Source organism: Micromonospora sp. B9E7, assembly GCF_039871815.1.
Classification (GTDB): Bacteria; Actinomycetota; Actinomycetes; order Mycobacteriales; family Micromonosporaceae; genus Micromonospora.
This window is the reverse complement of record NZ_JBDPLX010000008.1, coordinates 182,872-207,301: the sequence shown is the minus strand read 5'-3', so window position 1 is coordinate 207,301 and position 24,430 is coordinate 182,872. Positions and strand designations below refer to the sequence as shown.

Below are 24,430 nucleotides of genomic sequence, written 5' to 3'. Positions count from 1 at the left end.
CCCATGGCGGCCCAGGTACGCGTTCTTCGTCAACGGATCCGCTCGGCGAAGTCGATGAAGAAGATCACCAAGGCGATGGAGCTCGTGGCGACGAGCCGGATCGCCAAGGCCCAGGCCCGGGTGCAGGCGTCCCTGCCGTACGCCCAGGCCATCACCGGCGTGCTCACGGCGCTGGCGTCCAACGCGCGGATCGACCACCCGCTGCTCACCCCGCGTGAGCGGGTGCGGCGGGCCGGCGTCCTGTTGGTCACCAGCGACCGTGGCCTGGCCGGCGGCTACAGCTCCAACGCGATCAAGACGGCGGAGTCGCTCATCGCGCGGCTCCGGGCGGACGGCAAGGAGCCCGTGCTCTACGTCATCGGGCGTAAGGGCGTCGGGTTCTACCGGTTCCGCGACCGGCCGATCGAGGCGAACTGGACGGGGTTCAGCGAGCAGCCGTCGTTCGAGGACGCCCGCGCGGTTGGTGAGACGCTGATCAAGGCGTTCACGGCCGGTGCGGACGACGCCGACGGCAGCGCCGGGGCGGACGGGGTGCTCGGCGTCGACGAGTTGCACATCGTCTACACCGAGTTCCACTCGCTGATGACGCAGACCCCGGTCGCCAAGATCCTCGGGCCGATGCAGGTCGAGGACCGGCCGCGCTCCGAGGGGCTGCTGCCGGCCTACGAGTTCGAGCCGGAGGCGGAGGCGCTGCTCGACGCGCTCCTGCCGAGGTACATCAACACGCGGATCTACGCGGCGTTGCTCGAGTCGGCGGCGAGCGAGTCGGCGGCACGGCGGCGGGCGATGAAGAGCGCCACCGACAACGCCGAAGACATGATCGACAAGTACACGCGTGAGATGAATTCGGCCCGCCAGGCCGGGATCACCCAGGAGATCAGCGAGATCGTCGGCGGCGCGAACGCGCTGGCCGCGTCGGGAAGTGAAGTGTGATGACTGCACCAGTAGAGACCAAGACGGCCACGGGTCGCGTGGTCCGGGTCATCGGCCCGGTCGTCGACGCCGAGTTCCCGCGCGACGCCATGCCGGCCCTGTTCAACGCCCTGAACGTCACCGTGAACCTGTCCGGCGGTGAGAAGACGCTGACCCTGGAGGTCGCCCAGCACCTGGGTGACAACCTGGTCCGTGCCATCTCGATGCAGCCGACGGACGGCCTGGTCCGCGGCGCGGAGGTGCGTGACCGCGGCGAGCCGATCACCGTGCCGGTGGGCGACGCGGTCAAGGGCCACGTGTTCAACGCGATCGGCGAGGTGCTCAACCTCAAGGAGGGCGAGACCCTCACCCCGGACGACCACTGGGGTATCCACCGCAAGGCCCCGGCCTTCGCGGACCTGGAGCCGAAGACCGAGATGCTGGAGACCGGCATCAAGGTCATCGACCTGCTCGCCCCGTACGTCAAGGGCGGCAAGATCGGCCTGTTCGGCGGCGCGGGTGTGGGCAAGACGGTGCTCATCCAGGAGATGATCACCCGGGTTGCCCGTAACTTCGGTGGTACCTCGGTCTTCGCCGGCGTGGGTGAGCGCACCCGTGAGGGCAACGACCTCATCGCCGAGATGACCGAGTCCGGCGTCATCGACAAGACCGCGCTGGTCTACGGCCAGATGGACGAGCCGCCGGGCACCCGTCTGCGGGTGGCGCTCTCCGCGCTGACCATGGCGGAGTACTTCCGGGACGTGAAGAAGCAGGAGGTGCTGCTCTTCATCGACAACATCTTCCGCTTCACCCAGGCCGGTTCGGAGGTGTCCACCCTGCTCGGCCGTATGCCGAGCGCCGTGGGTTACCAGCCGACCCTGGCCGACGAGATGGGCGAGCTCCAGGAGCGGATCACCTCCGTCCGGGGTCAGGCCATCACCTCCATGCAGGCGATCTACGTGCCGGCGGACGACTACACCGACCCCGCCCCGGCCACCACGTTCGCCCACCTGGACGCGACCACCAACCTGGAGCGGTCGATCTCCGACAAGGGCATCTACCCGGCCGTGGACCCGCTGGCGTCCTCGTCCCGGATCCTCGCCCCGGAGTTCGTCGGCCAGGAGCACTTCCAGGTCGCCACCGAGGTGAAGCGGATCCTGCAGCGCTACAAGGACCTGCAGGACATCATCGCCATCCTCGGTATCGAGGAACTCTCCGAGGAAGACAAGATCACCGTGGCCCGGGCCCGGCGGATCGAGCGCTTCCTGTCGCAGAACACGTACGCCGCGGAGCAGTTCACCGGTGTGCCGGGCTCGACGGTCCCGATCAAGGAGACCATCGAGGCGTTCCGGAAGATCAGCGAGGGTGAGTACGATCACTTCCCCGAGCAGGCGTTCTTCATGTGCGGCGGTCTTGAGGACCTGGAGAAGAAGGCTGAGGAGCTGATGAAGGGCTGACGCCAGCCCGATCGGATCCGCAACAAAAAGACTGCCCCGGCAATGCCGGGGCAGTCTTTTGTTCATGTTCGCGCCTTACCATCGTCGCGGTCCGTTACTGGTGCTCGTCGGTTCCGAGTCACCCGAGATACGGTCGTTCCGCGCTCACCTGAACGAGCGTTGATCTTTGCAACCTTTCGGCGACGTGCGCCCGTCTTTCTCCCGTGGGCGTAACGAACGGAGATGCTCGTGGGTAAGGCCGGCAAGAGTGGCCGCAAGTCGTCCGTCTGGCGGGGTGTGCCGCGTTGGGCCAAGATCTGCACGGTGTTCGGCACCGTGCTGACCGTGCTCAGTGGGGCCGTGCTGGTCGGCTCCGAGGTCCTCATGGCTCGCTACGAGGGTGCCGTCGGCAAGGCGGACCTGTTCGGTGACCAGGCGGCAGGCGCCCAGGCGAAGAAGAGCGAGATCAAGGGTCCGCTCAACATCCTGCTGGTCGGCATCGACCCGCGTACGCCGACGGCTGCGCCGCTGGCCGACTCGATCATGGTGCTGCACGTGCCGGCCTCGATGGACCGGGCCTACCTCTTCTCGCTGCCGCGCGACCTCTACGTGCACATCCCGGCGTTCAAGAAGGCCGACTTCCCGGGCGAGACCACGAAGATCAACGCTGCCATGTCGTTCGGCAGCAAGGTCCCCGGGGCGAACCCCGACGCGGCGCGCGGCTTCGAGCTGTTGGCCACCACCGTGCAGAAGGTGACCGGCATCAAGCGCTTCGACGCCGGCGCGATCATCAACTTCACCGGCTTCCAGAAGATCGTCGACGCCATGGGTGGTGTCGACATGTACATCGAGCGGGACGTGAAGTCCGAGCACAAGCAGCCGGACGGTAAGGCGCGGCCCGGCAACACCCGGGGCGAGGGCTACGTCGGCCCGCAGGCGGTCTACAAGAAGGGCAACCAGCACCTGAGTGGGTGGCAGGCGCTGGACTACGTCCGGCAGCGTTACCCGAAGAACGGCGTCCTGGATTCGGACTACGGCCGGCAGCGTCACCAGCAGCAGTTCGTCAAGGCGATGGTCGGCCAGGCGTTCAGCGCCGACGTGGTGTCCAACCCGATCAAGCTGGACAAGGTGCTCCGCGCCGCCGGGCAGTCGCTGATCTTCAACGGTCGGGGCAGCAGCGTGGTCGACTTCGGGCTCGCGCTGAAGGACATCCGTCCGAACACCATCGAGATGATCAAGCTGCCCGGTGGCGGGATGTACGAGGGCAAGAAGTACCTGGGCGAGCAGTTCCAGGAGGGGGTGCCGGACTTCTTCACCGCCCTGCACAACGAGCAACTCGACCCGTTCCTGCTGGAGCACCCGGAATTCGTGAACAAGTCCAAGTAGCCCTGGCACCGTTGTCGCCACCCGCGTGGGGCGCGCCTCGGCGTCAGGCTAGACTTTCGGCAATCCGTAGCCGCAGCAAGGAGACAGCGTGGCACAGCAGCTTCACGTCGAGCTCGTCGCCGTCGAGGAGAAGGTCTGGTCCGGTGACGCCGAGATGGTCGTCGCCCGGACGACCGAGGGCGAGCTCGGTGTCCTGCCGGGTCACGCGCCGCTGCTCGGCCAGCTCGCCGAGCCCGGCCAGGTGCGCATCAAGCTGGCTGGTGGTGAGCAGGTTGCCTACGAGGTGGCCGGCGGCTTCCTCTCGGTGAGCGCCGACGGCGTCACCGTGCTGGCCGAGAGCGCAACCCCGGTTTCCGCGCCGAGCCGCTGAGTCACACCGGGGATGGAGATCGTCGAAGGTTTCGGGATCGGCGTCGGCGTCGTCCTCGTCGCGCTCCTCATCCTCTTCGTCCGGCGAGCCCTGGTCACCCGTAGCGGTGGCATCATCCGGCTCAGCGTCCGGGTCTCCACCATGCTCGACGGCCGTGGCTGGTCGCCCGGCTTCGGTCGGTTCGCGGACGACGAGCTGCGCTGGTACCGGATGTTCAGCTTCGCGATCCGCCCCAAGCGGGTGCTGTCGCGCAAGGGGCTGGCGGTGGAGCGTCGACGGTTGCCCGAAGGTCAGGAACGGCTCTCCATGCCGGCCGACTGGGTGATCCTCCGTTGTACCAGTCACCACGCACCGGTGGAGATCGCCATGGCGCGATCCACGGTCACCGGTTTTCTCTCCTGGCTCGAGGCCGCCCCTCCGGGGGCGGTCTCGCCGCGTATGGCCTCCCAGGACTGGCCTGCTGCCTGAGCTGTTGCTCCCAGTGGTTGCTCTTGGGGGTTTGCGGGGAGTCGTTGCTCTTGGGTCGTGGTTGCTCTTGGGGTTTCCGGGGCAGTCCACCCGGCTCCGGGCGGTCAGGCTTGATCCCTCCGCCGGGCGGGCTGCCCCGGAAACCCGTCCGCAGCGCCGTGCGTCGTTCCGGCGCGGTCTTTTGTCACCTGCCGTTACCGGTGTGGTCGAGTCTCGCCTCTTCGGGCCGCCCTCAGGCGGGTTGATCGACACGGCTTTCTTGAAGTCGGGGTGTCCCGGTCACCAGGACACCCCGACTTCAAGAAACCGGAGTTGATCAAGGCGCGCGCCGGTCCGCGCCGGTCCGCGGGGGTCAGCCGGTCCGCGCCGGGTCGAGGAGTCGGCTCCGGCGACGCTTGGCGGCGGCCAGAGTGGGAACCCACACCTCGACGTGGTGCCCAGCGCCGACGGTCAGCGCTTGCCGCCCGGCACCCATAGCACGTCTCCCGCCGGATTTGCCGTTCTTGACAGGATAAAGAGCAGATCGGAGAGCCGGTTGAGATACTTTGCCGGGAGCGTGCTGGTTCGTTCCGGATCGTGGCTGGCCAGCGCCCAGGCCGCCCGTTCGGCTCGCCGGGCGATGGTCCGTGCCACGTGCAGCAGTGCCGCGCCAGCGGTGCCGCCCGGGAGGATGAAGGAGTCGAGCTTGCTCAGGCGTGCGTTGTACTCGTCGCACCAGCCCTCCAGGCGCTCGACGTACTCCTCGGTCACCCGCAGCGGTGGATACTTCGGCTCCGGCTCGACCGGGGTGGACAGGTCGGCGCCGACGTCGAACAGGTCGTTCTGCACCGACGCCAGCACGCCCCGCAGCACCTCGTCGAGCCCACCCGTGGCGATCGCGACGCCGATCGCCGCGTTGCACTCGTCGACATCCGCGTACGCGGCGATGCGCGGATCGGTCTTCGGCACCTGCTCGTTGTTGCTCAGCCTGGTCATGCCGGCGTCGCCGGCCTTGGTGTAGATGCGCGTGAGGTGGACGGCCATGACGCACAGCCTACGGATTCCCGACCTGACGATCCCGGCGCGGCCGGACAGCACCCCCGGTTGGCCGGTCGTGGTTGGCCCCGGCGACGCGGGCGACCTGGCGGTCAACGACGTCGACGTCATCCGGGTGCACGGTGACGCCCGGCTGGCGGGCACCGTACACGTGGTCGGTGCCAAGAACTCGGCGCTGAAGCTGATGGCCGCCGCGCTGCTCGCGCCCGGCCGCAGCGTGATCACGAACGTCCCGCGGATCACCGACATCGCGATCATGGGGGAGGTGCTGCGCCGGCTGGGCTGCGGCGTCCAGTTCGACGCGGACGACCCGGTCGACCCGATGGTCGCCCGGGGTGGAGTGGCGCGGTCCCGTTCGGTGACCATCGACGTGCCCGAGCAGCCTGGTGCCGACGCCGACTACGACCTGGTCCGACGGTTGCGCGCGTCGATCTGCGTGCTGGGCCCGTTGCTGGCCCGCCGGGGGTACGTGCGGGTGGCGCACCCCGGCGGGGACGCCATCGGTTCACGTGGGCTGGACATGCACATCTCCGGGCTGACCCGGATGGGCGCGGAGATCTCCGGTGAGCACGGGTTCGTCATCGCCTCCGCTCCGCACGGGCTGCGCGGCGCGGACATCGTGTTGGACTTCCCCAGCGTCGGGGCGACCGAGAACCTGGTGATGGCGGCCGTGCTGGCCCAGGGCACCACGACGATCGACAACGCGGCCCGGGAGCCGGAGATCGTCGACATCTGCACGATGCTCAGCCAGATGGGCGCGCGGATCGTGGGCGCGGGCACGTCCACGTTGCGGATCACCGGGGTCCCCGGTCTGCGTCCGGTGCGACACGCGACGGTGGGGGACCGGATCGTCGCCGGCACCTGGGCGTTCGGCGCGGCGATGACCCGGGGGGACGTGACGGTGACCGGGCTCGACCCGGCGTACCTGGAGGTCGCGCTGGACAAGGTGGTCGCGGCCGGCGGCCTGGTGGAGACCCGGGGGGACGGCTTCCGGGTACGGATGGACGACCGGCCCCGCGCGGTGGACGTGGTGACGCTGCCGTACCCCGGCTTCGCCACCGACCTGCTGCCGATGGCGATCGGGCTGGCCGCGGTCAGCGACGGCGCCTCCCTGATCACCGAGAACATCTTCGACGGCCGGTTCATGTTCGCCAACGAGATGATGCGGCTCGGTGCGGACATCAAGACCGACGGGCACCACGCGGTGGTGCGTGGGCGGGACCGTCTCTCCGGTGCCCCGGTACGGGCCACCGACATCCGCGCCGGCGCCGGGCTGATCATCGCCGGGCTCTGTGCGGAGGGGGTCACCGAGGTCTCGCACGTGCACCACGTCGATCGGGGCTACCCGGACTTCGTGGCCGACCTGCGCGCGCTCGGGGTGGCGGTCGAGCGGGGCACCACGCCGGAGGAGCCGTCGTTGGAGATCTGACGCGGGGGCGGCCGAGAGGCCGCCGCTTAGCCATCGTTCAGGCTCGCCGACTAGGGTGCAGGCAGGCACTCAATCGCAGCGAGGGAGAAGTAGATGGCGGGTCGACTCGCGGTCGTCGGGGCTGGGCTGATGGGTTCCGGCATCGCCCAGGTGGCGGCGCAGGCGGGCTGGCAGGTGACGCTGCGCGACCTGGACGACGCGGCCACCAACCGGGGGATCGGCGGCATCCGGAAGTCCCTGGAGAAGTTCGCCGAGAAGGGCAAGATCGAGGCGTCCGAGGTCGAGGCGACGCTGGCCCGGATCACCCCGACCACCGACCTGGAGGCGGCGGCCGACGCGGACATCGTGGTCGAGGCCGTCTTCGAGCGGCTGGAGATCAAGCACGAGGTGTTCCGCGCCCTGGACAAGATCTGCAAGTCGGACGCGGTGCTCGCCACCAACACCTCGGCCATTCCGGTCACCCAGATCGCCGCGGTGACCGAGCGTCCCGAGGCGGTCGTCGGCACCCACTTCTTCTCCCCGGTGCCGATGATGCAGCTCTGCGAGCTGGTCCGCGGTTACAAGACCAGCGATGCCACGCTGGACACCGCACGGGCCTTCGCCGAGGAGATCGGCAAGACCGTGGTGGTGGTCAACCGGGACATCGCCGGCTTCGTCACCACCCGGTTGATCTCCGCCCTGGTGGTGGAGGCGGTCAAGCTGGTGGAGTCCGGCGTGGTGTCCGCCGAGGACCTGGACACGGCCTGCCGCCTGGGCTTCGGGCACGCGATGGGCCCGCTCGCCACCACCGACCTGACCGGCGTGGACGTGCTGCTGCACGCCTCGAAGAACATCTACACCGACACGGCGGACGAGAAGTTCTTCCCGCCGGAGCTGCTGCAGCGGATGGTCACCGCCGGCGACCTGGGCCGCAAGACCGGCAAGGGCTTCTACACGTACTGAGTTGGTGGCGACCGGGGCGGGCACCCGTCCCGGTCGGCCGCTCAGCCGTCGCGCTTGGTGGTCCAGCGGAAGGTGGTGAGGCAGAGCACCACGCCGATCACGCACCATAGGACCAGCACCAGCGCGACCCGTCCCAGCTCGAACGAGCCGCCCGGCTCCTGCGCCCCGAAACTCTCCGGCAGGAAGACCGACCGCAGCCCCTGGCACATCCACTTGAGCGGGAACAGCGCCGCCACCTGCTGCATCCAGGTGGGCAGGTCGGTGAAGACGAAGAACACCCCGGAGATGAACTGGAGCACCAGGGCGACCGGGGTGACCACCGCCGAGCCGCTGCGGGCGGTGCGGGCCAGTGACGAGATGGCGATGCCGCACAGCGTGCACGCGGTCACACCGAGCACGGCGACCCAGCCGAAGGTGAACCACTTGCCGGCGGTACCCGGCAGGTCGAGGTCGAACAGCGCCACCGCGACGGCCAGCAGCAGCACGGTCTCGGCGATGCCGATCGCCACCACCATGATCACCTTGCCGGCGAACCAGACCCACTTCGGCATCGGCGTGCCCCGGTAGCGCTTGAGCACGCCACGGTCCCGCTCGATCGGGATCCAGATGCCGAGGTTCTGGAAGCTCACCGTCATCAGGCCGGTCGCGATCATGCCGGTGATGAAGTACTGGGTGAACTTGACCCCGCCGCCGATCGTCCCGTCGAAGATCGACGCGAAGATCAGGATCATGATGATGGGGAAGCCCATCGTGAAGACCACGGACTCCCGGCTGCGCAGGAACTGGGTGATCTCCAGCCGGCCCTGGCGCAGGGCGAGCGCACCGGCCCCGGGCCGTCGGCCGCGGGGCGCGGCGACCGGCGTCGCCGGCTTCGTCGTGGTTGTCATCGTCCGTGTCCGATCATGGTGAGGTAGACGTCCTCCAGGGTCGGCCGGGTCACGGTGAGCCCGGGGACCTCGCCTCCGTAGCGCGCGGCCAGGTCGGCGACCAGGGCCGTCGGCGTCGCGCTCTGCGCGCTCTCCAGCACCCCGTCCGGGGTACGCCAGGAGACCGTCGCAAAAGCCTCCTGCCGGTTGCCCAGCTGGTTCGGGGCGGACACCTCGATCAACCGGCCGCCGGCGATCACGCCGACCCGGTCGGCGAGGGCCTCGGCCTCGTCCAGGTAGTGGGTGGTCAGCACGATCGTGGTGCCGGCGGCGGCGAGGTCGCGGATCAGCTCCCAGAATTCGCGCCGGGCCTCCGGGTCGAAGCCGGTGGTCGGCTCGTCGAGGAAGAGCAGCTCAGGGCGACCGATGATGCCGAGCGCCACGTCCAGGCGGCGCTTCTGCCCGCCGGAGAGGGTGTGCGTCCGGGCCTTCGCCTTGTCGGCCAGCCCGACCCGCTCGATCACCTTGTCCGGGTCGTCCGCGTCCGGGTAGAAGCCGGAGAAGTGCCGGACCACCTCGGCCACGGTCAGCTCGTCGAACTCGCCGGTGCCCTGCAGCACGATGCCGACGCGGGAGCGCCATCCCGGCTCCGGATGGGCCGGGTCCGCGCCGAGCACCGAGACCTCGCCGGCGTCCCGTCGTCGGTAACCCTCCAGGATCTCCACCGTGGTGGTCTTGCCGGCGCCGTTCGGGCCGAGCAACGCGAACACCTCACCGCGGCGCACGTCGAGATCCACGCCCGCCACCGCCACGTTGTCGCCGTACGCCTTGCGTAGCCCGCGAACGGAGATGGCCAGCTCGTCATCCATGCCGTCCAGTGTGCGTCCTGACCCGGCACGCGTCGTGCCCGGGGTGTGGCGATGCGCGCCACTGCGGGTGCTTCGCACCCGGACGTCCTCGACATGGACCTGTGTGGTTTTCCACAGCCCGTTTTACTGGGCGGTAACTTAAACTCCGGCCATGGACGAGACGGCATTTCCGGGGCGGCTGCCGGAGCGGGACCGCCCGTGGGTGATGCGCACCTACGCCGGCCACTCGTCGGCGACCGCGACCAACGCCCTCTTCCGCCGCAACCTGGCGAAGGGGCAGACCGGCCTCTCGGTCGCCTTCGACCTGCCCACCCAGACCGGGTACGACCCGGACCACGAGCTGGCCTCCGGCGAGGTCGGCCGGGTCGGCGTGCCGGTGGCGCACCTGGGCGACATGCGGGCGCTCTTCGACGGCATCCCGCTCGCCGAGATGAACACCTCGATGACCATCAACGCCCCGGCGATGTGGCTGCTCGCCCTCTACGGGACCGTGGCGATGGAGCAGGGGTGGACCGCCGAGACGCTCTCCGGCACCACCCAGAACGACATCATCAAGGAGTACCTGTCCCGGGGGACGTACATCTTCCCGCCGGCGGCCTCACTGCGGCTGACCGCGGACGTCATCGCCCACACGCTGAAGACGATGCCGAAGTGGAACCCGGTCAACATCTGCTCGTACCACCTCCAGGAGGCCGGCGCCACGCCCGTGCAGGAGGTCGGCTTCGCGCTGGCCACCGCGGTCGCCGTGCTGGACGCGGTCCGTGACTCCGGTCAGGTGCCGGCCGAGCGGATGGGCGACGTCGTGCAGCGGATCTCGTTCTTCGTCAACGCCGGGGTGCGCTTCGTCGAGGAGATCGCCAAGATGCGCGCGTTCGGTGTGCTCTGGGACGAGATCACCCGGGAGCGGTACGGGATCACCGAGGCCAGGCAACGTCGGTTCCGCTACGGGGTGCAGGTCAACTCGCTCGGCCTCACCGAGGCACAGCCGGAGAACAACATCCAGCGCATCGTGCTGGAGATGCTCGGCGTGACGATGTCCCGCGACGCCCGGGCCCGGGCCGTGCAACTGCCCGCCTGGAACGAGGCGCTCGGCCTGCCCCGCCCGTGGGACCAGCAGTGGTCGCTGCGGATGCAGCAGGTCCTGGCGTACGAGTCGGACCTGCTCGAATATCCCGATCTCTTCGCCGGCTCGCACGTGATGACCGCGCTGGTCGACGAGATCGTCACCGGGGCACGGGTCGAGCTGGACAAGGTGCTCGAACTGGGCGGCGTGGTCGCGGCCGTGGAGACCGGCTACCTGAAGAGCGCGCTCGTCGCCTCGCTGGCCGAGCGCCGCCGGCGGATGGAGTCCGGTGCCGACGTGGTGGTCGGGGTCAACCGCTACGCCGAGACCGAACCCTCCCCGCTCACCGCCGCCGGAGCGGACGCCGTCGAGCAGGTCGACCCGGCGGTCGAGGCCGCCGCCGTCGACCGCGTACGCCGATGGCGGGCCGACCGGGACGGCGCGGCCGTGGACGCGGCTCTCGACCGGCTCCGCGCGGACGCCGCGTCCACCACCAATCTGATGCCGGCCACGCTGGAGTGCGTGCGGGTCGGGGTGACCACCGGCGAGTGGGCCGGCGCGCTGCGCCAGGTCTTCGGCGAGTACCGCGCACCGACCGGCCTGGCCGGCGCCACCGGCAGCGGCGGCGACCCGGGCCTGGCCGCCGTCCGCGAGCGGGCCGCCGCCACCGCCCGGGAGCTGGGCAGCGGCCGGCTGCGGCTGCTGGTCGGCAAACCCGGCCTGGACGGGCACTCCAACGGCGCCGAGCAGATCGCGGTACGCGCCCGCGACGCCGGCTTCGAGGTCGTCTACCAGGGCATCCGGCTGACGGCGGGGCAGATCGTCGCCGCCGCCGTCGAGGAGGACGTCGATCTGGTCGGGCTGTCCGTGCTCTCCGGGTCGCACCTGGCCGCCGTGCCGGCGGTGCTCGACGGACTGCGCGCCGCCGGCCGGGCGGACCTGCCGGTGGTGGTGGGCGGCATCATCCCGGCCGGCGACGCGGACACGCTCCGGGCCGCCGGGGTCGCCCGGGTCTTCACCCCGAAGGACTTCGCCCTCACCGGCATCATCGACGACCTGGTCACCGTCATCCGTCGCGCCAACGACCTGCCCTGACCTCTCGATCAGGGATCAGACGCGTCGATCAGGGATCAGACGCGGAAGCCGGCGGCGCGGGCCGCGTCGCGTTCCCGGCGACGTTCGGAGCGTCGCCGGAAGAACCAGAAGACGAAGAAGACCAGACCGACCAGGAAGACGAGCACGAGTACCGGCAGGATGATCGCCACCAGCGAGACCACCACGCTGGTGGCGTCCTCGGCGGTGCTCGCCACCGGCGCGCCGAACCCGGCGGTCGTCGCGTTGATGACGGGGCGTGCCGCGGACTTGAGCAGGTGCACGCCCAGTGCCAGCAGCACGCCGGTGACGACCGGCACCCACTGGTGGGTCGAGAAGAAGCTTCCCGGGTCGCTGACCGTCACCGTCTCCGACGAGGAGCCGGCACCGAAGGCCAGGCCACCGGCGGTGGGCCGGACCACGGTCTGCACCACGTCGTTGACGTGGTCGACGACGGGCACCTTGTCCGCCACCATCTCGACGGCGAGCAGTACCGCCATGATGACGATGACCCAGCCGTTGCCGAGCCAGGTCCAGCCACTGGGCAGGTCGATCAGGTCGGTGTAGCGGCCGAGGAGACCGAGGATGAGCAGGGGTATGTAGGCGTTCAGCCCCGCCGAGGCGGCGAGACCGGTGCCGGTGAGAACTTCGAACACGGTCTCAGCATCGCATCGACGCGCCAGTGCCGCTCGCTGGCGACCGGGGGGTGCTCGGCTACCCTCGTCGGGTGCGGTTGGTCATTGCGAAGTGCTCGGTGGACTACGTCGGACGGCTCTCGGCTCACCTGCCGCCGGCCACCCGGTTGCTGATGGTGAAGGCGGACGGGTCGGTGTCGATCCATGCCGACGACCGGGCGTACAAGCCGTTGAACTGGATGAGCCCGCCGTGCCGGTTGGAGGAGGCCCCCGGTGTGTGGCGGGTCGTCAACAAGGCTGGCGAGGAGTTGCGGATCACCCTGGAGGAGATCTTCCAGGACACCTCGTACGAGTTGGGTGTGGACCCGGGCCTGCGCAAGGACGGGGTGGAGGCGCACCTGCAGGAGTTGTTGGCCGCCAACCCGGGAGCCCTGGGCGAGGGGTTCACGCTGGTTCGCCGGGAGTACATGACGGCCATCGGCCCGGTCGACCTGCTCTGCCGGGATGCCAACTCCGGTGCGGTCGCGGTCGAGGTCAAGCGGCGTGGCGACATCGACGGGGTGGAGCAGTTGACCCGCTATCTCGAGTTGATGAACCGTGACCCGCTGCTCAGCCCGGTTGCCGGAGTCTTCGCCGCTCAGGAGATCAAGCCGCAGGCCCGGGTGCTCGCCACCGACCGGGGCATCCGGTGCGTGGTCGTGGACTACGACAAGTTGCGGGGTATCGAGAAGGACGAGCTGACGCTGTTCTGATCGGCTGCTCAGCTCTCGGTGCGTACCGCGATCAGCGACTTGGGCAGGCCGACGACCCGCTCGACAAGCATCGTCGAGTCGGGGAAGTAGTGGCGCATCTGCGAGCGGTCCAGCAACTCGGTCCAGAGCACCTGGTGGATCGCGGCGTCGTGGCTGCGGGTCGGCTTGTGCCCCAACGGCCAGCGTCGGGCGAGCGCGGTGCGCAGTCGCACCGGTAGGAACTGCATTCCCGGTGCGATCCAGTGTGGCTCGATGGGGAAGTAACGGTACGGCGTCTGCACCCAGTGCCGGTCGGCCAGCGAGCGGACGGAGGCGGCGAAGCGCAACCGGCGTTCGTGCCCGCCCACGTGCTCCAGCACCGAGTTCGAGAAGACCATGTCGTAGGTGCCCTTGGCGAGGCGCTCAGGCAGGTCGCAGGCGTCGGCCTGTTCGACGCGGGCCCATTCCGGGACGGCGGCCGGGGGCTGTTCCAGGTTGACGACCGTCACCCGGGCCGGCCGGACGGTGGCGCGGTGCCAGGTGCCGAGCCGCCCGCCGAGATCGACCACGTGCATGTCCCCGAGGTCGGGGAAGGTGCGGGCCAGCCAGTCCGAGCGGTGCCGACGCCGACGGGCGCTCCACGACTGGTCACTGTCGACAAGGCGGTAGCGCAATCGATTGGGGCCCATTTAACGCAATGTACCGCCGTGGCCACAGCTCATAAACATGTGGATACACCGATCTTTGATGAAGATCGGTTATCCGACACTCACCTGCCGTACATCATCTTGATCGCCTTGACGAGCCGGGCCATGTCGGTCGGCGTCCGTTCGAAGGTCATCGACGGCAGCAGCGACCGGGCGCGACGCCGGGTGATCGCCTTGGCGCGGCCGAACTCGCGCAGCCCGTCCTCTCCGTGGATCCGCCCGAAGCCGGAGTCACCCACCCCGCCGAACGGCAGGGTGGACATGCCGGCGAAGGTCAGGGTGGAGTTGATGGAGGCCATTCCGGAGCGCAGCCGCCGCGCGATGGCCACCGCGCGCCGTCGACCGAAGACCGAACCGCCCAGGCCGTACGGCAGGGCGTTGGCGCGCGTGACGGCCTCGTCTGCATCGCGGACCCGGTTGATGGTCAGCGTCGGGCCGAAGGTCTCCTCCCGGACGGCGGCCGAATCCTCCGGGACGTCCACGAGCACGGTCGGGTGGACGTACGGCGGCTGCACCGCGGTCGGGCCACCGAGCACGGCGCGCCCGCCGGAGGCGACTGCGGCGTCGATGTGATGGCGGATCACCTCGATCTGCTTAGGCATGGTGATCGGGCCGATGTCGCTGCCCTCCGGCCCGACGGTCAGCTGACCGGCACGGGCCACCACCTTGTCGACGAAGGTGTCGAAGACGGAGTCGACGGCGTACACCCGCTCGATGCCGATGCAGGTCTGCCCCGCGTTGGTCATGCCGCCCCAGACGCACGCCTCGGCGGCGGCGTCCAGGTCGGCGTCGCTGTCGACGATCATGGCGTCCTTGCCGCCGCCCTCGATCAGCACCGGGGTCAGCGTCTCGGCGCAGGCGGCCATGACCTTCCGGGCGGTGGCGGTGGAGCCGGTGAAGGCCACCTTGTCGACTCCGGCGCGGCACAGTGTGGCCCCGACGTCGCCCAGGCCGTGTACGGCGGTGAACACCTGTTGCTCGGGCACCACCTCGGCGAAGCTGTCCACCAGCCGCTGGCCGACGGCGGGCGTGTACTCGCTCGGCTTGAGCACCACGGCGTTGCCGGCGGCGAGGGCGTACGCGGCGGAGCCGATCGGGGTGAAGACCGGATAGTTCCACGGCCCGATCACCCCGACCACGCCGTGCGGCTGGTATTCGAGGTGCCCGGAGAACTCGGCGAGGATGAGCCGGGACCGCACCCGGCGCGGGCCGAGCACGCGGCCGGCGTTGCGGGCGGCCCAGTCGATGTGCTCGATCGCGGTGACGATCTCGACGATCGCGTCGGCGACCGGCTTGCCGCCCTCGGCGTGCACCAGGTCGGCCAGCTGCTCGATCCGTTTGGCGAGCAGTGCGCGCCACCGCAGCAGCCGGGCGCGGCGGCCGCTGAAGCCGAGCCCGGCCCACCACTCGCCGGCGACGCGCGCGCGGTCGACGGCCTGTCGCACGTCGGCGTCGCTGGCGACGGGGAGGCGACCGGCCTCGACACCGGTGGCCGGGTTGGTCGACACCAGCTGGCCCGCCTCGATGATCGGGATGCCCGGGACATGCACAGCCGTCATGGCGGAAGTCTAGACCCGAAAATTACTCGCCGGTAGCTCGCCGATCTGAGGCGCCGGGACCGGAGTCGCGCCGCCCCAACCGATCGTTGATCAGTGCAGGTCAGGGCAGTGGTGGCGGAAACCTTCGCCCGAATCGTCGAACGGGAGGTGGCCGGGAGGTGACGAGAGGTTGACCGGCCGGTCGGTATTGACGATTACCGTCTGATGGCAGGCTGACGCGCGGAGTGACGGTGTGGGTGGAGGGCTGACTGTCCATGGAGGAACATCCGGAACTGTTGCCGCTGCTGACGGTCGCGGGTGGGCCGATGCGCGGGGCTAGCTTCCGCGTGCGTGCCGAACCGCAGGTGATCGGCCGGGCCCCGACCGGGCACGTGGTCATCAACGACCCGCACCTGAGTCGCCGCCACGCCGAGGTGTGGCTGACCCCGGAGGGCCTGTCCCTGCGGGACCTGGGCTCCACCAACGGCACCTGGCTCAACGACCACCGGATCATTCAGGTGGAGCTGCTCTCCGACGGCGACGTGATCCGGCTCGGCCGTACCGAGCTGCGCCTGTTCGATCCCGGCGTGGCGCTCACCGACCCGGTGGGCCTCAGCTTCGGCCCGTCCCGGCGGGACGTCCGACCGACCCTGCCGCTGCCCTTGGCGACGCCGCCGGGAACGAGACGGTAAGCACGGCCCACACTCGGGCCGCGCCCCGGATGGCGACCGGACACCTGGATCGTCGGGGTCGGGCGTGGCAGCATGCCGCGGATGGACAGCGAGCAGCGGACCGTGACGGCGAACGGCATCACCCAGGCGGTACGCGTGGCCGGCCCGGCCGATGGCACGCCGGTGCTGCTGATCCACGGCAACTGCTCGTCCGCGCTGTTCTGGGAGCCATTGGTGCGGCGTCTGCCACCGACGCTGCGGGTGGTCGCCCCCGACCTGCGCGGGTACGGCGACACCGAGACGGCCCCGGTCGACGCCACCCGGGGCCTGCGGGACTTCGCCGACGACGTGGCCGCCCTGCTGGACGACCCGACGCTCTTCGCCGCCGACGCCCGCCCGGTGGTGGTCGGGCACTCCCTCGGTGGCGGAGTGGCGATGCGTCTGCTGGTCGACCATGCGCACCGGGTGAGCGCGTTGCTGCTCGCCGCGCCGGTCTCCCCGTACGGCTTCGGCGGCACCCGTGACCTGACCGGCACGCCGACCACCCCGGACTTCGCCGGAACCGGTGCCGGCACGGCGAACCCGGACTTCGTCGCCCGCCTCGCGGCCGGCGACCGGAGCGAGGACGCCCCGGCCAGCCCCCGCGCCGTGCTGCGAGCCACCTATGTGGCCGATCCCGCATCGCTCGGCATGGACGAGGACCTCCTGCTGGACACTGTTCTGTCCACCGCCACCGGGGACGACAACTACCCGGGCACGGCGGTGTCCTCGGAGAACTGGCCCGGCACCGCGCCGGGGGAGCGCGGCGTGCTCAACGCGCTCGCGCCGACCTGGTTCCGGCTCGCCGACGAGCTGGTGGCCGTCGCCGAGAAGCCCTCGGTCACCTGGGTACGCGGGGACGCCGACGTCATCGTCTCGGACACCTCGCTGTTCGACCTGGCGTACCTGGGTTCGCTGGGTGTGGTGCCCGGCTGGCCGGGCGAGGAGGCGTGTCCACCGCAGCCGATGATCGGCCAGACCCGCGCGGTGCTGGAGAGGTACGCGGCGGCGGGCGGCGCGTACCACGAGGTGGTGCTGCCCGGCTGTGGGCACAGCCCGCACCTGGAACGTCCGGCGGAGTTCGTCGCGGAGCTGCTGGCCCTGACCACGGTGGCCGCCGCCTAGCGGCCGGTGGCACCGTGGGTGAAATATGCCACGGCGTCTCGACAACCGAGCGTCACGTGGCAGACTCGCGCGCATAACCTTAGCGGCCGTTCAGTGGTCGTGCGGAGTCTCTGGGGAGGCCGGTCGTGGCGCGCGATTTCAGCACCGTGGGCGTGGTGGGGCTGGGCACCATGGGTGCCGGCATCGTCGAGGTCTTCGCCCGCAACGGCATCGACGTGGTGGCCGTCGAGATCTCCGAGCCGGCGCTGGAGCGCGGCCGGGCCACCCTCACCGGCTCCACCGACCGGGCGGTCGCCAAGGGCAAGCTCGCCGCGGCGGACCGCGACGCCCTGCACGAGCGGGTGCACTTCGCGGTCGGGCTGGACGCGCTGCACTCCGTCGACCTGGTCATCGAGGCGGTGCCCGAGCACCTGGACCTCAAGCAGCGGATCTTCGCGGAGCTGGACCGGGTCTGCCGGCCGGAGACCATCCTCGCCACCAACACCTCGTCGCTGAGCGTCACCGAGATCTCGGTCGCCACCAGCCGGCCCAACCAGGTGATCGGCATCCACTTCTTCAACCCGGCGCCGGTCATGAAGCTGGTCGAGGTGGTCCGCACGGTCGTCACCTCACCCGAGGTGGTCGCCGACGTCGAGGCGCTCTGCGCCCGGCTCGGCAAGGTCGACGTCACCATCAACGACCGGGCCGGTTTCATCGCCAACGCGCTGCTCTTCGGCTACCTCAACCACGCGGTCGGCATGTTCGAGTCGCACTACGCGACGCGGGAGGACATCGACGCCGCCATGAAGCTCGGCTGCGGCCTGCCGATGGGCCCGCTGGCGTTGATGGACCTGATCGGCCTGGACACCGCGTACGAGATCCTGGACACCATGTACCGGCGCGGGGGTCGGGACCGCCGGCACGCCCCGGTGCCACTGCTCAAGCAGATGGTGACGGCGGGGCTGCTCGGTCGTAAGTCGGGTCGGGGCTTCTACACCTACGAGCGGCCCGGCAGCCCGGTGGTCGTACCGGACGAGGTGACGCCGCTGGCCACGGACGCCGCGCTCGCCGACGGCGCGCGGGCCATCACGAAGGTCGGCGTCGTGGGTTCCGGGACGATGGCCACCGGGATCATCGAGGTCTTCGCGAAGGCCGGTTACGAGGTCGTCTCGGTGACCCGTGGCGCGGAGAAGTCCGCGAAGGTCTGCGAGGCGGTGAAGACCTCGCTGAACAAGGGTGTGGTGCGGGGCAAGCTCGCCGAGGCCGACCGGGATGCCGCGCTCGGCCGGATCAGCTGGTCGGCCACGCTCGACCACCTCGCCGACGTCGACCTGGTGGTCGAGGCGGTGGTCGAGGAGTTGAGCGTCAAGAAGGCACTCTTCGCGAGCCTCGACGAGATCTGCAAGCCGGGCGTCGTGCTGGCCACCACCACCTCCTCGCTGCCGGTGATCGACGTGGCGATGGCCACCCACCGGCCGGCCGACGTGGTGGGGCTGCACTTCTTCAACCCGGCGCCGGTCATGCCGCTGGTCGAGGTGGTCCGCACCATCCGCACGTCCCCGGAGGCGACCGCGACCGCCCGCGCGGTCTGCGCCGCGCTCGGCAAGACCGGCGTGGTCTGCGGCGACCGGTCCGGGTTCATCGTCAACGCGCTGCTCTTCCCGTACCTGAACGACGCGGTGAAGATGTTGGAGGCCAGCTACTCGACGGCCGACGACATCGACCACGCGATGAAGCTGGGCTGCGGCTATCCGATGGGCCCGTTCGAGCTGCTCGACGTGGTCGGGCTGGACGTCTCCCTGGCCATCCAGCGCGAGCTGTACCTGGAGCTGCGCGAGCCCGGCTTCGCGCCCGCACCGCTGCTGGAACACCTGGTCACCGCCGGCTACCTGGGCCGCAAGACCCGCCGCGGCTTCCGCGACCACTCGCACCGCTGACGGGTCAACGCCGGAGGGTGCCGACGGCGTCTGCAAAGTGTGACCTTCGAGGAGTACGTCAGCAGCCGGGGCCCGGCGCTGGTCCGGCTCGCCCGGTTGCTGACCGGTGACGTGCACCGGGCCGAGGACCTCACCCAGGAGGTGCTGTCCCAGGCGTACGTGCAGTGGCGCCGGATCGTCCGCGCCGACCGGCCCGACGTGTACGTGCGCCGCATGCTGGTCAACGCCAACATCTCCTGGTGGCGTCGGCGGTCCAGCCGTGAGCTGGTCGTCGACACCTTCGCGGAGCGGCCGCACCGTGGCGACCTCGGCGGCGAGGCGGCGGACCGGGACGAGATGTGGCGGCTGATCCTCGGCCTGCCCGACCGTCAGCGGGCGGTGCTGGTGCTGCGCTACTACGAGGACCTCGACGACACGACGATCGCCCAGATCCTGGACTGCTCGCCGGTCACCGTCCGCACCCACGCGATGCGGGCGCTCGCCAACCTGCGGGAGCGCTGCGGTGCCCCGACCACGAACGGGAGCCGACCGTGACAGACCTCGACGAGCGGATCGTCCTGACGCTGCGGGAACACGCCGAGGGGCCGGTGGACGGCGACCGGCTGCTGGTCGGCTCGGTGCGCCGGGGGCGTACCCGGGTACGGCGGCGGCGGGTCGCCGCTGGTGCCACCCTGGGCGTGGTCGCGCTACTCGGTGCCGGCGTGGCCGCCGGGCCGATGGGTCGCCTGCCCGGCCTCGGTCACACGGTCACTCCCGGCTTGGCCGAGACCACTGTTGCGTTCCTACCGCCGCTGGTCGACGGCGCTCCGGGTGCGGCGGCCCGCCCCGACCAGATCGGCAAGGACCCGAGCCTGCTGCACATCGGCCTCGCCCCGGGCGGCCCCCGGTTCCTGGAGTGGAACGTCGGCGGCGGCAAGGAGACCGCGAAGATCGACATGGGCGGCCGGACGGTCACCGTCGAGCTGACCTCGGCCGACGTGTTGCGATCCACCGGTGCCTGGAACATGCCGCCGTTGGAGGGCGCCACCGCCAACCGCTACGACGGTTCCGTGGTCCACTCCGACGGGCCGGACGGTGTGCCGATCTGGCGACGTTACTGGCAGCCGGCCCCCGGCGTGTACGCCGGAGCCAGCGTGCCCGGTCCGGACGAGGGCCCCCTGCACGAGGCCGCCGCCGCGTTGCGGCTCGACCGGGCGTACGCGTGCAGCGGTCCGCTGCGGTTGACCGATCTGCCGGCCGGTGCCCGGGTCGGAAGCTGCGCGAGTTTCGTGGGCACCTTCCCGGCGGCGTACGCGGTGATGCTGCGCGTGAGCGACGACGACCAGGGCAGAGGGGTGAGTGTCGAGTTCCAGTACGCGAGGACCACCCTGATGGCCAAGGCGTCGGCGAACCGGACGATCGGCGGTAGACCCGCCTACTACGACCCCGCCTACGACCCTGCTGGCGCACGGCTGGAACTCCTGGACATCCCTCGGGCCCAACTGTTCGCTTCCTTCAACTACGAGCAGAGCTTCACCGAGGCGGAGGCGACGACAGTGCTCCTCGGAGCGCGGGTCGCCGAGCACCTGGACCAGCCCGCGACCTGGTGACCGCCCCGGGCCGTTCCACCGAACGGACCGTACGCTTGGTGACTGTGAGCCCCCGTCGCAACCGCCCTCGCCGGGACGAGAACGCCAACCTGGACGCCGACCGGGTCCGGCAGGGCGTCGCCTCGGTGCAGCAGTGGACCGACGGCGCCTGGCAGGTACGCGGCATCGGCGCGGGCGCGTCGGTCAAGACGTACCGTTGCCCCGGCTGTGACCAGGAGATCCGACCCGGGGTGGCGCACCTGGTGGCCTGGCCGGCGGACGGCCTGGGTGACCTGACCGACCGGCGGCACTGGCACAGCGGTTGCTGGCGCGCCCGGGACCGGCGTGGCCCGGCGGTACAGCGCGGCCGAGGCACCCCGCGCTACTGAGCGACCCGCCGGGCGACCCCGCTGAGCGACCTGGGTCACCCTGTTCGTGCCTGGGTGGGCGGCGGCGGCGCTTTCGCGACAGACTTGGCCGGTGAGCACAGCGATCCGCGCGTCGTCGATCCTGCCCGGCCGGCGGGAGAACATCGAGCTGCACACGGCCGACGGTCTGCGACTGGTCGGAGAGTTGGCCCTGCCGGCCGACCGGCCGCCGGTGGCCACCCTGGTCTGCCTGCACCCGCTGCCCACCCACGGCGGGATGATGGACAGCCACGTCTTCCGCAAGGCGGCCTGGCGGCTGCCCGCAATGGCCGACCTGGCGGTGCTGCGGTTCAACACCCGGGGCACCAGCAGCCTGCGCGGCACCAGCGAGGGCGCGTTCGACGGTGCGGTGGGCGAGCGGTACGACGTGGCCGCCGCCATCGAGTACGCGGAGTTCGCCGAGCTGCCCGACATCTGGCTCGTCGGCTGGTCGTTCGGCACCGACCTGGCCCTGAAGTACGGCTGCGACCCGACGATCGCCGGGGCGATCCTGCTCTCCCCGCCGCTGCGCTTCTCGAACCCGGAGGACCTGGCCACCTGGGCCGCCTCGGGTCGGCCGTTGGCGGCGCTGGTGCCGGAGTTCGACGACTACCTGCGTCCGACCGAGGCGCGGGAGCGGTTCGCCGCGGTGCCGCAGGCCGAGGTGGTCGGCGTGCCGGGTGCCAAGCACCTCTGGGTGGGTGACGCGGAGACGGTGCTCAACGAGATCGTCCGGCGGGTCAACCCGGCCGTCGAGGTGCCGCTGCCGACGACCTGGGACGGCCCGGTGGAGACCGGCGACGTCAGCGCGTACGCCGATCGGACGGTGGCCTCGTTCGCGGACACGCCCGTCCCGCAACCGGGCGACTGACCGGTCATCCTCTCTCCTGGCGGGGCAGCACCACCTCGCGCAGGATCAGTTGCAGCGCGGCCACCGTGGGGATGGCGATCAGCGCGCCCACCACACCCAGCAGCGCCACTCCGAGCAGCGCGGCGAGCAGGGCCGCCACCTCGTTGACCTCGACCGAGCGCCGCATCACCTTCGGGTAGATCAGGTAGTTCTCCACCTGCTGGTAGATGAGGAAGAACACCGCGCAGGCGATGCCGGTGGGCAGGTCGGCGGCGAAGCCGACCAGGCTCACGATCACCGCGCCCAGGGTCGCGCCGATCTGCGGGATCAGATCGGTCACCGCGACCACCACGGCCAACGCGAACGGATACGGCAGCCCGACGATCAGCGCGAACACGAAGGTGGTCGCCCCGGCCAGCACCGCGATGCTCAGCGCGCCGACCATGTAGGCGCCCACCTTGGCCAGGATCTCGTCGCCGATCAGCTGCACCCGCTCCCGCCGCGAGCGGGGCACCAGCGAGTAGCCCAGCGAGCGCAGCTTGTTGAAGTAGGCCAGGAAGTAGATCGTCAGCACCAGCACGGTCAGCGTCCGGAAAACCGTGCCGAAGATCAGTTGGGCCCCGCCGAGCACCCCGCCCAGCGCCCGGCCGACGGTCTCGGCGTTGGCCGCGCCCTGCACGCGCTCCACCACGTCGTACCGCTCCACCAGGTCGTTGACCGTCGGATTGCGGCGCAGCTCGTCGAGCAGGCTCGGGATCTGGTCGATGAACTGCCCGGACTGGGTGACGATCGGCGGGACCAGTGCGACCACTCCGCCGCAGAGCAGCAGCACCACTGTCAACGCGACCACCGCGACCGCCAGGCCGTGCGGCACACCCCAGCGGCGTAGTCGGACCACCGCCGGGTTGAGGCCGATCGCGAGGAAGAGCGCGATCACCACCAGCACCAGGATGCCGCCGGCATTCCGAATCCCCAGATAGAGGGTGTACGCCAGCAGCACGCCCAGCGCACCCGTGAAGCCGATCAGGAAGCTACTGCGGCGCAGCGGGCGCCCCGGAGTGCCGAACTTCCCGGACGGAATGGCTGGCGGCTCGTCCGGGTCGATCCCCGGAGCGGGGACCGGCACCGGAGGCGGTGTGTCGATCGGTGCGGTTTCGGCCGACGGGGGATCGGGCGTCGCGTCCGGATCGCCAGCCGACGGGTCGTGCTGTGGCACCAGGGACCTCCCGGCTCAGGCCGTCGGACGACCGGCTACAGCGACGAACGCCCGCCACGCGGCCGGCGCGAACATCAGCACCGGGCCGGTCGGGTCCTTGCTGTCCCGTACGCCTACGACCCCGGGCAGATTGTCCGCCACCTCGACGCACTCACTGTTCCCGCTGCGAGTGGAGGTGCGCCAGACTGTGCCACTCAGGTGCATGAGTCCACTGCTTCCTTCATCAGGTCGATCGAGTGCCGATGAGAGAGTGCTTCGTTTCGAACCGTCTCCCATCGTGAGAGCAGCGTAGCCACGTCACCATCTCGGTCAACCACGACTCCGGCAAGCTGGTTTCCGAGGGTCGTCTCCACCGGTCGACCCGGCGGGTCACGTCGTCACCGCAGTCACCCCACCGGAGCCGTCGAGCCTTCCGACCGTAGCGGTGTCCTCAGCAGACTGTCACGTACCGGGTCGTCCCGGACCACACCGGTTCCCACCGCGCGGACCTGCCGTCTCCACCTCGGCGCGATCGTGCCCTAGCCGAGGAGACAACGCTGTGCCCACGTCTTACCCCGCCAGCCGGTCACTGCCCGTCACCGTCGCCTCGGCGTCGTGGCCCTCCACCGGCTGCACACCGCCGGGTTCCAATCCACGTGGGAAGGCACGTACCCCGGTGTCCCGGTTGTCCATCGGCCGCACGCCGCCGGGTCCAAACTCGGGCGGCGGGGCAGGTACCCCGGTGTCGGGGATGCCCCAGCCGCGGCTCGGGCCGTACCCCCTGTTTCCCCGATCCTGCGGCGCGCGGACGCCGCACACCCCGCTGCGACCATGTGGTGCTGCCGGGCCGACGGCCTGCCGTGGCCCTGCGCAGACGCCCGGCTGCTGCTCAAGGCGGAGTTCGACACCGATCCGGCGGCGCTGACCATCTACCTCGCCGGGCTGTACCACGAGGCGGCGCACGACCTGTACCAGCTCAACCCCTACGACGGTCCGGCACCTCGGGAGCTGTTCGAACGCTTCGTGGCGTGGGGCCCGTTCCGCCGCCCGATCATCGACCCACCACCCGACCACCGGCCCTGATCCACTCGCCTTTCATGAAATCGGGGTGTCCGGCTTACCCGGACACCCCGATTTCACTGATCTCGTGTCGATCATGCGGCTGGCCGCGCCGGCGGGC

General features: G+C 70.3%; 24 protein-coding genes and 1 pseudogene. 17 read left to right on the top strand and 8 right to left on the bottom strand.

The features are described 5' to 3' along the window. Nucleotides 1–3 precede the first annotated feature (3 nt). From ABGB10_RS16045 to ABGB10_RS16025, 5 genes are all read left to right on the top strand, one after another. Nucleotides 4–933, top strand: coding sequence for a F0F1 ATP synthase subunit gamma (locus ABGB10_RS16045; protein ID WP_145779212.1), 930 nt, complete (start codon nt 4–6; stop codon nt 931–933). Beyond that, nucleotides 933–2,369 carry a F0F1 ATP synthase subunit beta gene (atpD, locus tag ABGB10_RS16040; protein ID WP_347661628.1) on the top strand — a complete coding sequence of 479 codons (1,437 nt, stop codon included), beginning with the start codon at nt 933–935 and terminating at the stop codon, nt 2,367–2,369. The genes ABGB10_RS16045 and atpD overlap by 1 nt, the downstream gene beginning before the upstream one ends. 222 nt (nt 2,370–2,591) lie before the next feature. Then, on the top strand, nt 2,592–3,734 hold the full coding sequence (locus tag ABGB10_RS16035; RefSeq protein ID WP_347661627.1) for an LCP family protein: 1,143 nt from the start codon (nt 2,592–2,594) through the stop codon (nt 3,732–3,734). Between the two features lie 88 nt (nt 3,735–3,822). Continuing rightward, complete coding sequence (locus ABGB10_RS16030) at nt 3,823–4,104, top strand: F0F1 ATP synthase subunit epsilon (protein WP_151491389.1); 282 nt, start codon at nt 3,823–3,825, stop codon at nt 4,102–4,104. A gap of 12 nt (nt 4,105–4,116) precedes the next feature. Continuing rightward, nucleotides 4,117–4,572, top strand: a complete 456-nt coding sequence (locus ABGB10_RS16025; protein WP_347661626.1) for a DUF2550 domain-containing protein — start codon at nt 4,117–4,119, stop codon at nt 4,570–4,572. A gap of 450 nt (nt 4,573–5,022) precedes the next feature. Here ABGB10_RS16025 and ABGB10_RS16020 read toward each other — a convergent pair whose 3' ends face one another. Beyond that, nucleotides 5,023–5,595, bottom strand: coding sequence for a cob(I)yrinic acid a,c-diamide adenosyltransferase (locus ABGB10_RS16020; RefSeq protein ID WP_347661625.1), 573 nt, complete (start codon nt 5,593–5,595; stop codon nt 5,023–5,025). Here ABGB10_RS16020 and murA point away from each other — a divergent pair. Then, nucleotides 5,594–7,036: a UDP-N-acetylglucosamine 1-carboxyvinyltransferase gene (gene murA / locus ABGB10_RS16015; protein ID WP_347661624.1), complete on the top strand. Its 1,443-nt coding sequence runs from the start codon at nt 5,594–5,596 to the stop codon at nt 7,034–7,036. The genes ABGB10_RS16020 and murA overlap by 2 nt on opposite strands. Before the next feature lie 93 nt (nt 7,037–7,129). Beyond that, the gene (locus tag ABGB10_RS16010; protein ID WP_347661623.1) at nt 7,130–7,978 is read left to right on the top strand and encodes a 3-hydroxyacyl-CoA dehydrogenase family protein; all 849 of its coding nucleotides are present in this window, start codon (nt 7,130–7,132) and stop codon (nt 7,976–7,978) included. Between the two features lie 41 nt (nt 7,979–8,019). On the opposite strand, the gene ABGB10_RS16005 is transcribed toward ABGB10_RS16010, so the two are convergent. Next, entirely contained in the window at nt 8,020–8,865 is an 846-nt protein-coding gene (locus tag ABGB10_RS16005; RefSeq protein ID WP_347661622.1) for an ABC transporter permease, read from the bottom strand. Further along, nucleotides 8,862–9,713, bottom strand: a complete 852-nt coding sequence (locus ABGB10_RS16000) for an ABC transporter ATP-binding protein (RefSeq protein WP_347661621.1) — start codon at nt 9,711–9,713, stop codon at nt 8,862–8,864. Before ABGB10_RS16000 ends, ABGB10_RS16005 begins: the two co-directional genes overlap by 4 nt. 151 nt (nt 9,714–9,864) lie before the next feature. Between ABGB10_RS16000 and ABGB10_RS15995 the strand changes: the two genes are divergently transcribed. Next, the gene (locus ABGB10_RS15995) at nt 9,865–11,871 is read left to right on the top strand and encodes a protein meaA (RefSeq protein ID WP_347661620.1); all 2,007 of its coding nucleotides are present in this window, start codon (nt 9,865–9,867) and stop codon (nt 11,869–11,871) included. A 35-nt stretch (nt 11,872–11,906) separates the two neighbouring features. Here ABGB10_RS15995 and ABGB10_RS15990 read toward each other — a convergent pair whose 3' ends face one another. Then, nucleotides 11,907–12,524, bottom strand: coding sequence for a DUF4126 domain-containing protein (locus tag ABGB10_RS15990; protein ID WP_347661619.1), 618 nt, complete (start codon nt 12,522–12,524; stop codon nt 11,907–11,909). Nucleotides 12,525–12,595: 71 nt separating this feature from the next. On the opposite strand from ABGB10_RS15990, the gene nucS reads away from it, so the two are divergent. Continuing rightward, entirely contained in the window at nt 12,596–13,255 is a 660-nt protein-coding gene (gene nucS / locus ABGB10_RS15985) for an endonuclease NucS (RefSeq protein ID WP_347661618.1), read from the top strand. 8 nt (nt 13,256–13,263) lie between these two features. Here the strand turns inward: nucS and ABGB10_RS15980 are convergent, their stop codons facing one another. Together ABGB10_RS15980 and ABGB10_RS15975 are read right to left on the bottom strand one after the other, a co-directional pair. Further along, on the bottom strand, nt 13,264–13,923 hold the full coding sequence (locus ABGB10_RS15980) for a class I SAM-dependent methyltransferase (protein WP_347661617.1): 660 nt from the start codon (nt 13,921–13,923) through the stop codon (nt 13,264–13,266). Between the two features lie 80 nt (nt 13,924–14,003). Then, complete coding sequence (locus tag ABGB10_RS15975) at nt 14,004–15,500, bottom strand: aldehyde dehydrogenase family protein (protein WP_347661616.1); 1,497 nt, start codon at nt 15,498–15,500, stop codon at nt 14,004–14,006. Nucleotides 15,501–15,754: 254 nt separating this feature from the next. Between ABGB10_RS15975 and ABGB10_RS15970 the strand changes: the two genes are divergently transcribed. The 7 genes from ABGB10_RS15970 (at nt 15,755) to ABGB10_RS15940 (ending at nt 22,076) form a co-directional block, all read left to right on the top strand. Beyond that, nucleotides 15,755–16,171, top strand: coding sequence for an FHA domain-containing protein (locus ABGB10_RS15970; protein ID WP_347661615.1), 417 nt, complete (start codon nt 15,755–15,757; stop codon nt 16,169–16,171). Nucleotides 16,172–16,252: 81 nt separating this feature from the next. Next, a complete protein-coding gene (locus ABGB10_RS15965; RefSeq protein ID WP_347661614.1) occupies nt 16,253–17,314 on the top strand; it encodes an alpha/beta hydrolase in 1,062 nt (353 codons plus the stop codon). A gap of 125 nt (nt 17,315–17,439) precedes the next feature. Continuing rightward, complete coding sequence (locus tag ABGB10_RS15960; protein ID WP_347661613.1) at nt 17,440–19,230, top strand: 3-hydroxybutyryl-CoA dehydrogenase; 1,791 nt, start codon at nt 17,440–17,442, stop codon at nt 19,228–19,230. 39 nt (nt 19,231–19,269) lie between these two features. Continuing rightward, nucleotides 19,270–19,764 carry a SigE family RNA polymerase sigma factor gene (locus tag ABGB10_RS15955; RefSeq protein ID WP_347661612.1) on the top strand — a complete coding sequence of 165 codons (495 nt, stop codon included), beginning with the start codon at nt 19,270–19,272 and terminating at the stop codon, nt 19,762–19,764. Further along, the gene (locus ABGB10_RS15950) at nt 19,761–20,819 is read left to right on the top strand and encodes a hypothetical protein (protein WP_347661611.1); all 1,059 of its coding nucleotides are present in this window, start codon (nt 19,761–19,763) and stop codon (nt 20,817–20,819) included. The genes ABGB10_RS15955 and ABGB10_RS15950 overlap by 4 nt, the downstream gene beginning before the upstream one ends. Before the next feature lie 38 nt (nt 20,820–20,857). Then, on the top strand, nt 20,858–21,187 hold the full coding sequence (locus ABGB10_RS15945) for a hypothetical protein (RefSeq protein WP_036411703.1): 330 nt from the start codon (nt 20,858–20,860) through the stop codon (nt 21,185–21,187). 91 nt (nt 21,188–21,278) lie between these two features. Next, nucleotides 21,279–22,076, top strand: coding sequence for an alpha/beta hydrolase (locus tag ABGB10_RS15940; protein WP_347661610.1), 798 nt, complete (start codon nt 21,279–21,281; stop codon nt 22,074–22,076). A gap of 4 nt (nt 22,077–22,080) precedes the next feature. On the opposite strand, the gene ABGB10_RS15935 is transcribed toward ABGB10_RS15940, so the two are convergent. Further along, complete coding sequence (locus ABGB10_RS15935; RefSeq protein ID WP_347661718.1) at nt 22,081–23,160, bottom strand: AI-2E family transporter; 1,080 nt, start codon at nt 23,158–23,160, stop codon at nt 22,081–22,083. 126 nt (nt 23,161–23,286) lie between these two features. Continuing rightward, on the bottom strand, nt 23,287–23,475 hold the full coding sequence (locus ABGB10_RS15930; protein WP_347661609.1) for a DUF397 domain-containing protein: 189 nt from the start codon (nt 23,473–23,475) through the stop codon (nt 23,287–23,289). 526 nt (nt 23,476–24,001) lie between these two features. Here ABGB10_RS15930 and ABGB10_RS15925 point away from each other — a divergent pair. After that, nucleotides 24,002–24,333, top strand: a pseudogene (locus tag ABGB10_RS15925) (hypothetical protein). The last annotated feature ends 97 nt before the right edge of the window (nt 24,334–24,430 follow it).

Coding starts and splice junctions, on each gene's coding strand:
- ABGB10_RS16035 (WP_347661627.1), top strand. CDS start 2,592: ATGCTCGTGGGTAAGGCCGGCAAGAGTGGCCGCAAGTCGTCCGTCTGG.
- atpD (WP_347661628.1), top strand. CDS start 933: ATGACTGCACCAGTAGAGACCAAGACGGCCACGGGTCGCGTGGTCCGG.
- ABGB10_RS16005 (WP_347661622.1), bottom strand. CDS start 8,865: ATGACAACCACGACGAAGCCGGCGACGCCGGTCGCCGCGCCCCGCGGC.
- ABGB10_RS15995 (WP_347661620.1), top strand. CDS start 9,865: ATGGACGAGACGGCATTTCCGGGGCGGCTGCCGGAGCGGGACCGCCCG.
- murA (WP_347661624.1), top strand. CDS start 5,594: ATGACGCACAGCCTACGGATTCCCGACCTGACGATCCCGGCGCGGCCG.
- ABGB10_RS15980 (WP_347661617.1), bottom strand. CDS start 13,923: ATGGGCCCCAATCGATTGCGCTACCGCCTTGTCGACAGTGACCAGTCG.
- ABGB10_RS16020 (WP_347661625.1), bottom strand. CDS start 5,595: ATGGCCGTCCACCTCACGCGCATCTACACCAAGGCCGGCGACGCCGGC.
- ABGB10_RS15970 (WP_347661615.1), top strand. CDS start 15,755: ATGGAGGAACATCCGGAACTGTTGCCGCTGCTGACGGTCGCGGGTGGG.
- ABGB10_RS15975 (WP_347661616.1), bottom strand. CDS start 15,500: ATGACGGCTGTGCATGTCCCGGGCATCCCGATCATCGAGGCGGGCCAG.
- ABGB10_RS16025 (WP_347661626.1), top strand. CDS start 4,117: ATGGAGATCGTCGAAGGTTTCGGGATCGGCGTCGGCGTCGTCCTCGTC.
- ABGB10_RS16045 (WP_145779212.1), top strand. CDS start 4: ATGGCGGCCCAGGTACGCGTTCTTCGTCAACGGATCCGCTCGGCGAAG.
- ABGB10_RS15965 (WP_347661614.1), top strand. CDS start 16,253: ATGGACAGCGAGCAGCGGACCGTGACGGCGAACGGCATCACCCAGGCG.
- ABGB10_RS16000 (WP_347661621.1), bottom strand. CDS start 9,713: ATGGATGACGAGCTGGCCATCTCCGTTCGCGGGCTACGCAAGGCGTAC.
- ABGB10_RS15930 (WP_347661609.1), bottom strand. CDS start 23,475: ATGCACCTGAGTGGCACAGTCTGGCGCACCTCCACTCGCAGCGGGAAC.
- ABGB10_RS16010 (WP_347661623.1), top strand. CDS start 7,130: ATGGCGGGTCGACTCGCGGTCGTCGGGGCTGGGCTGATGGGTTCCGGC.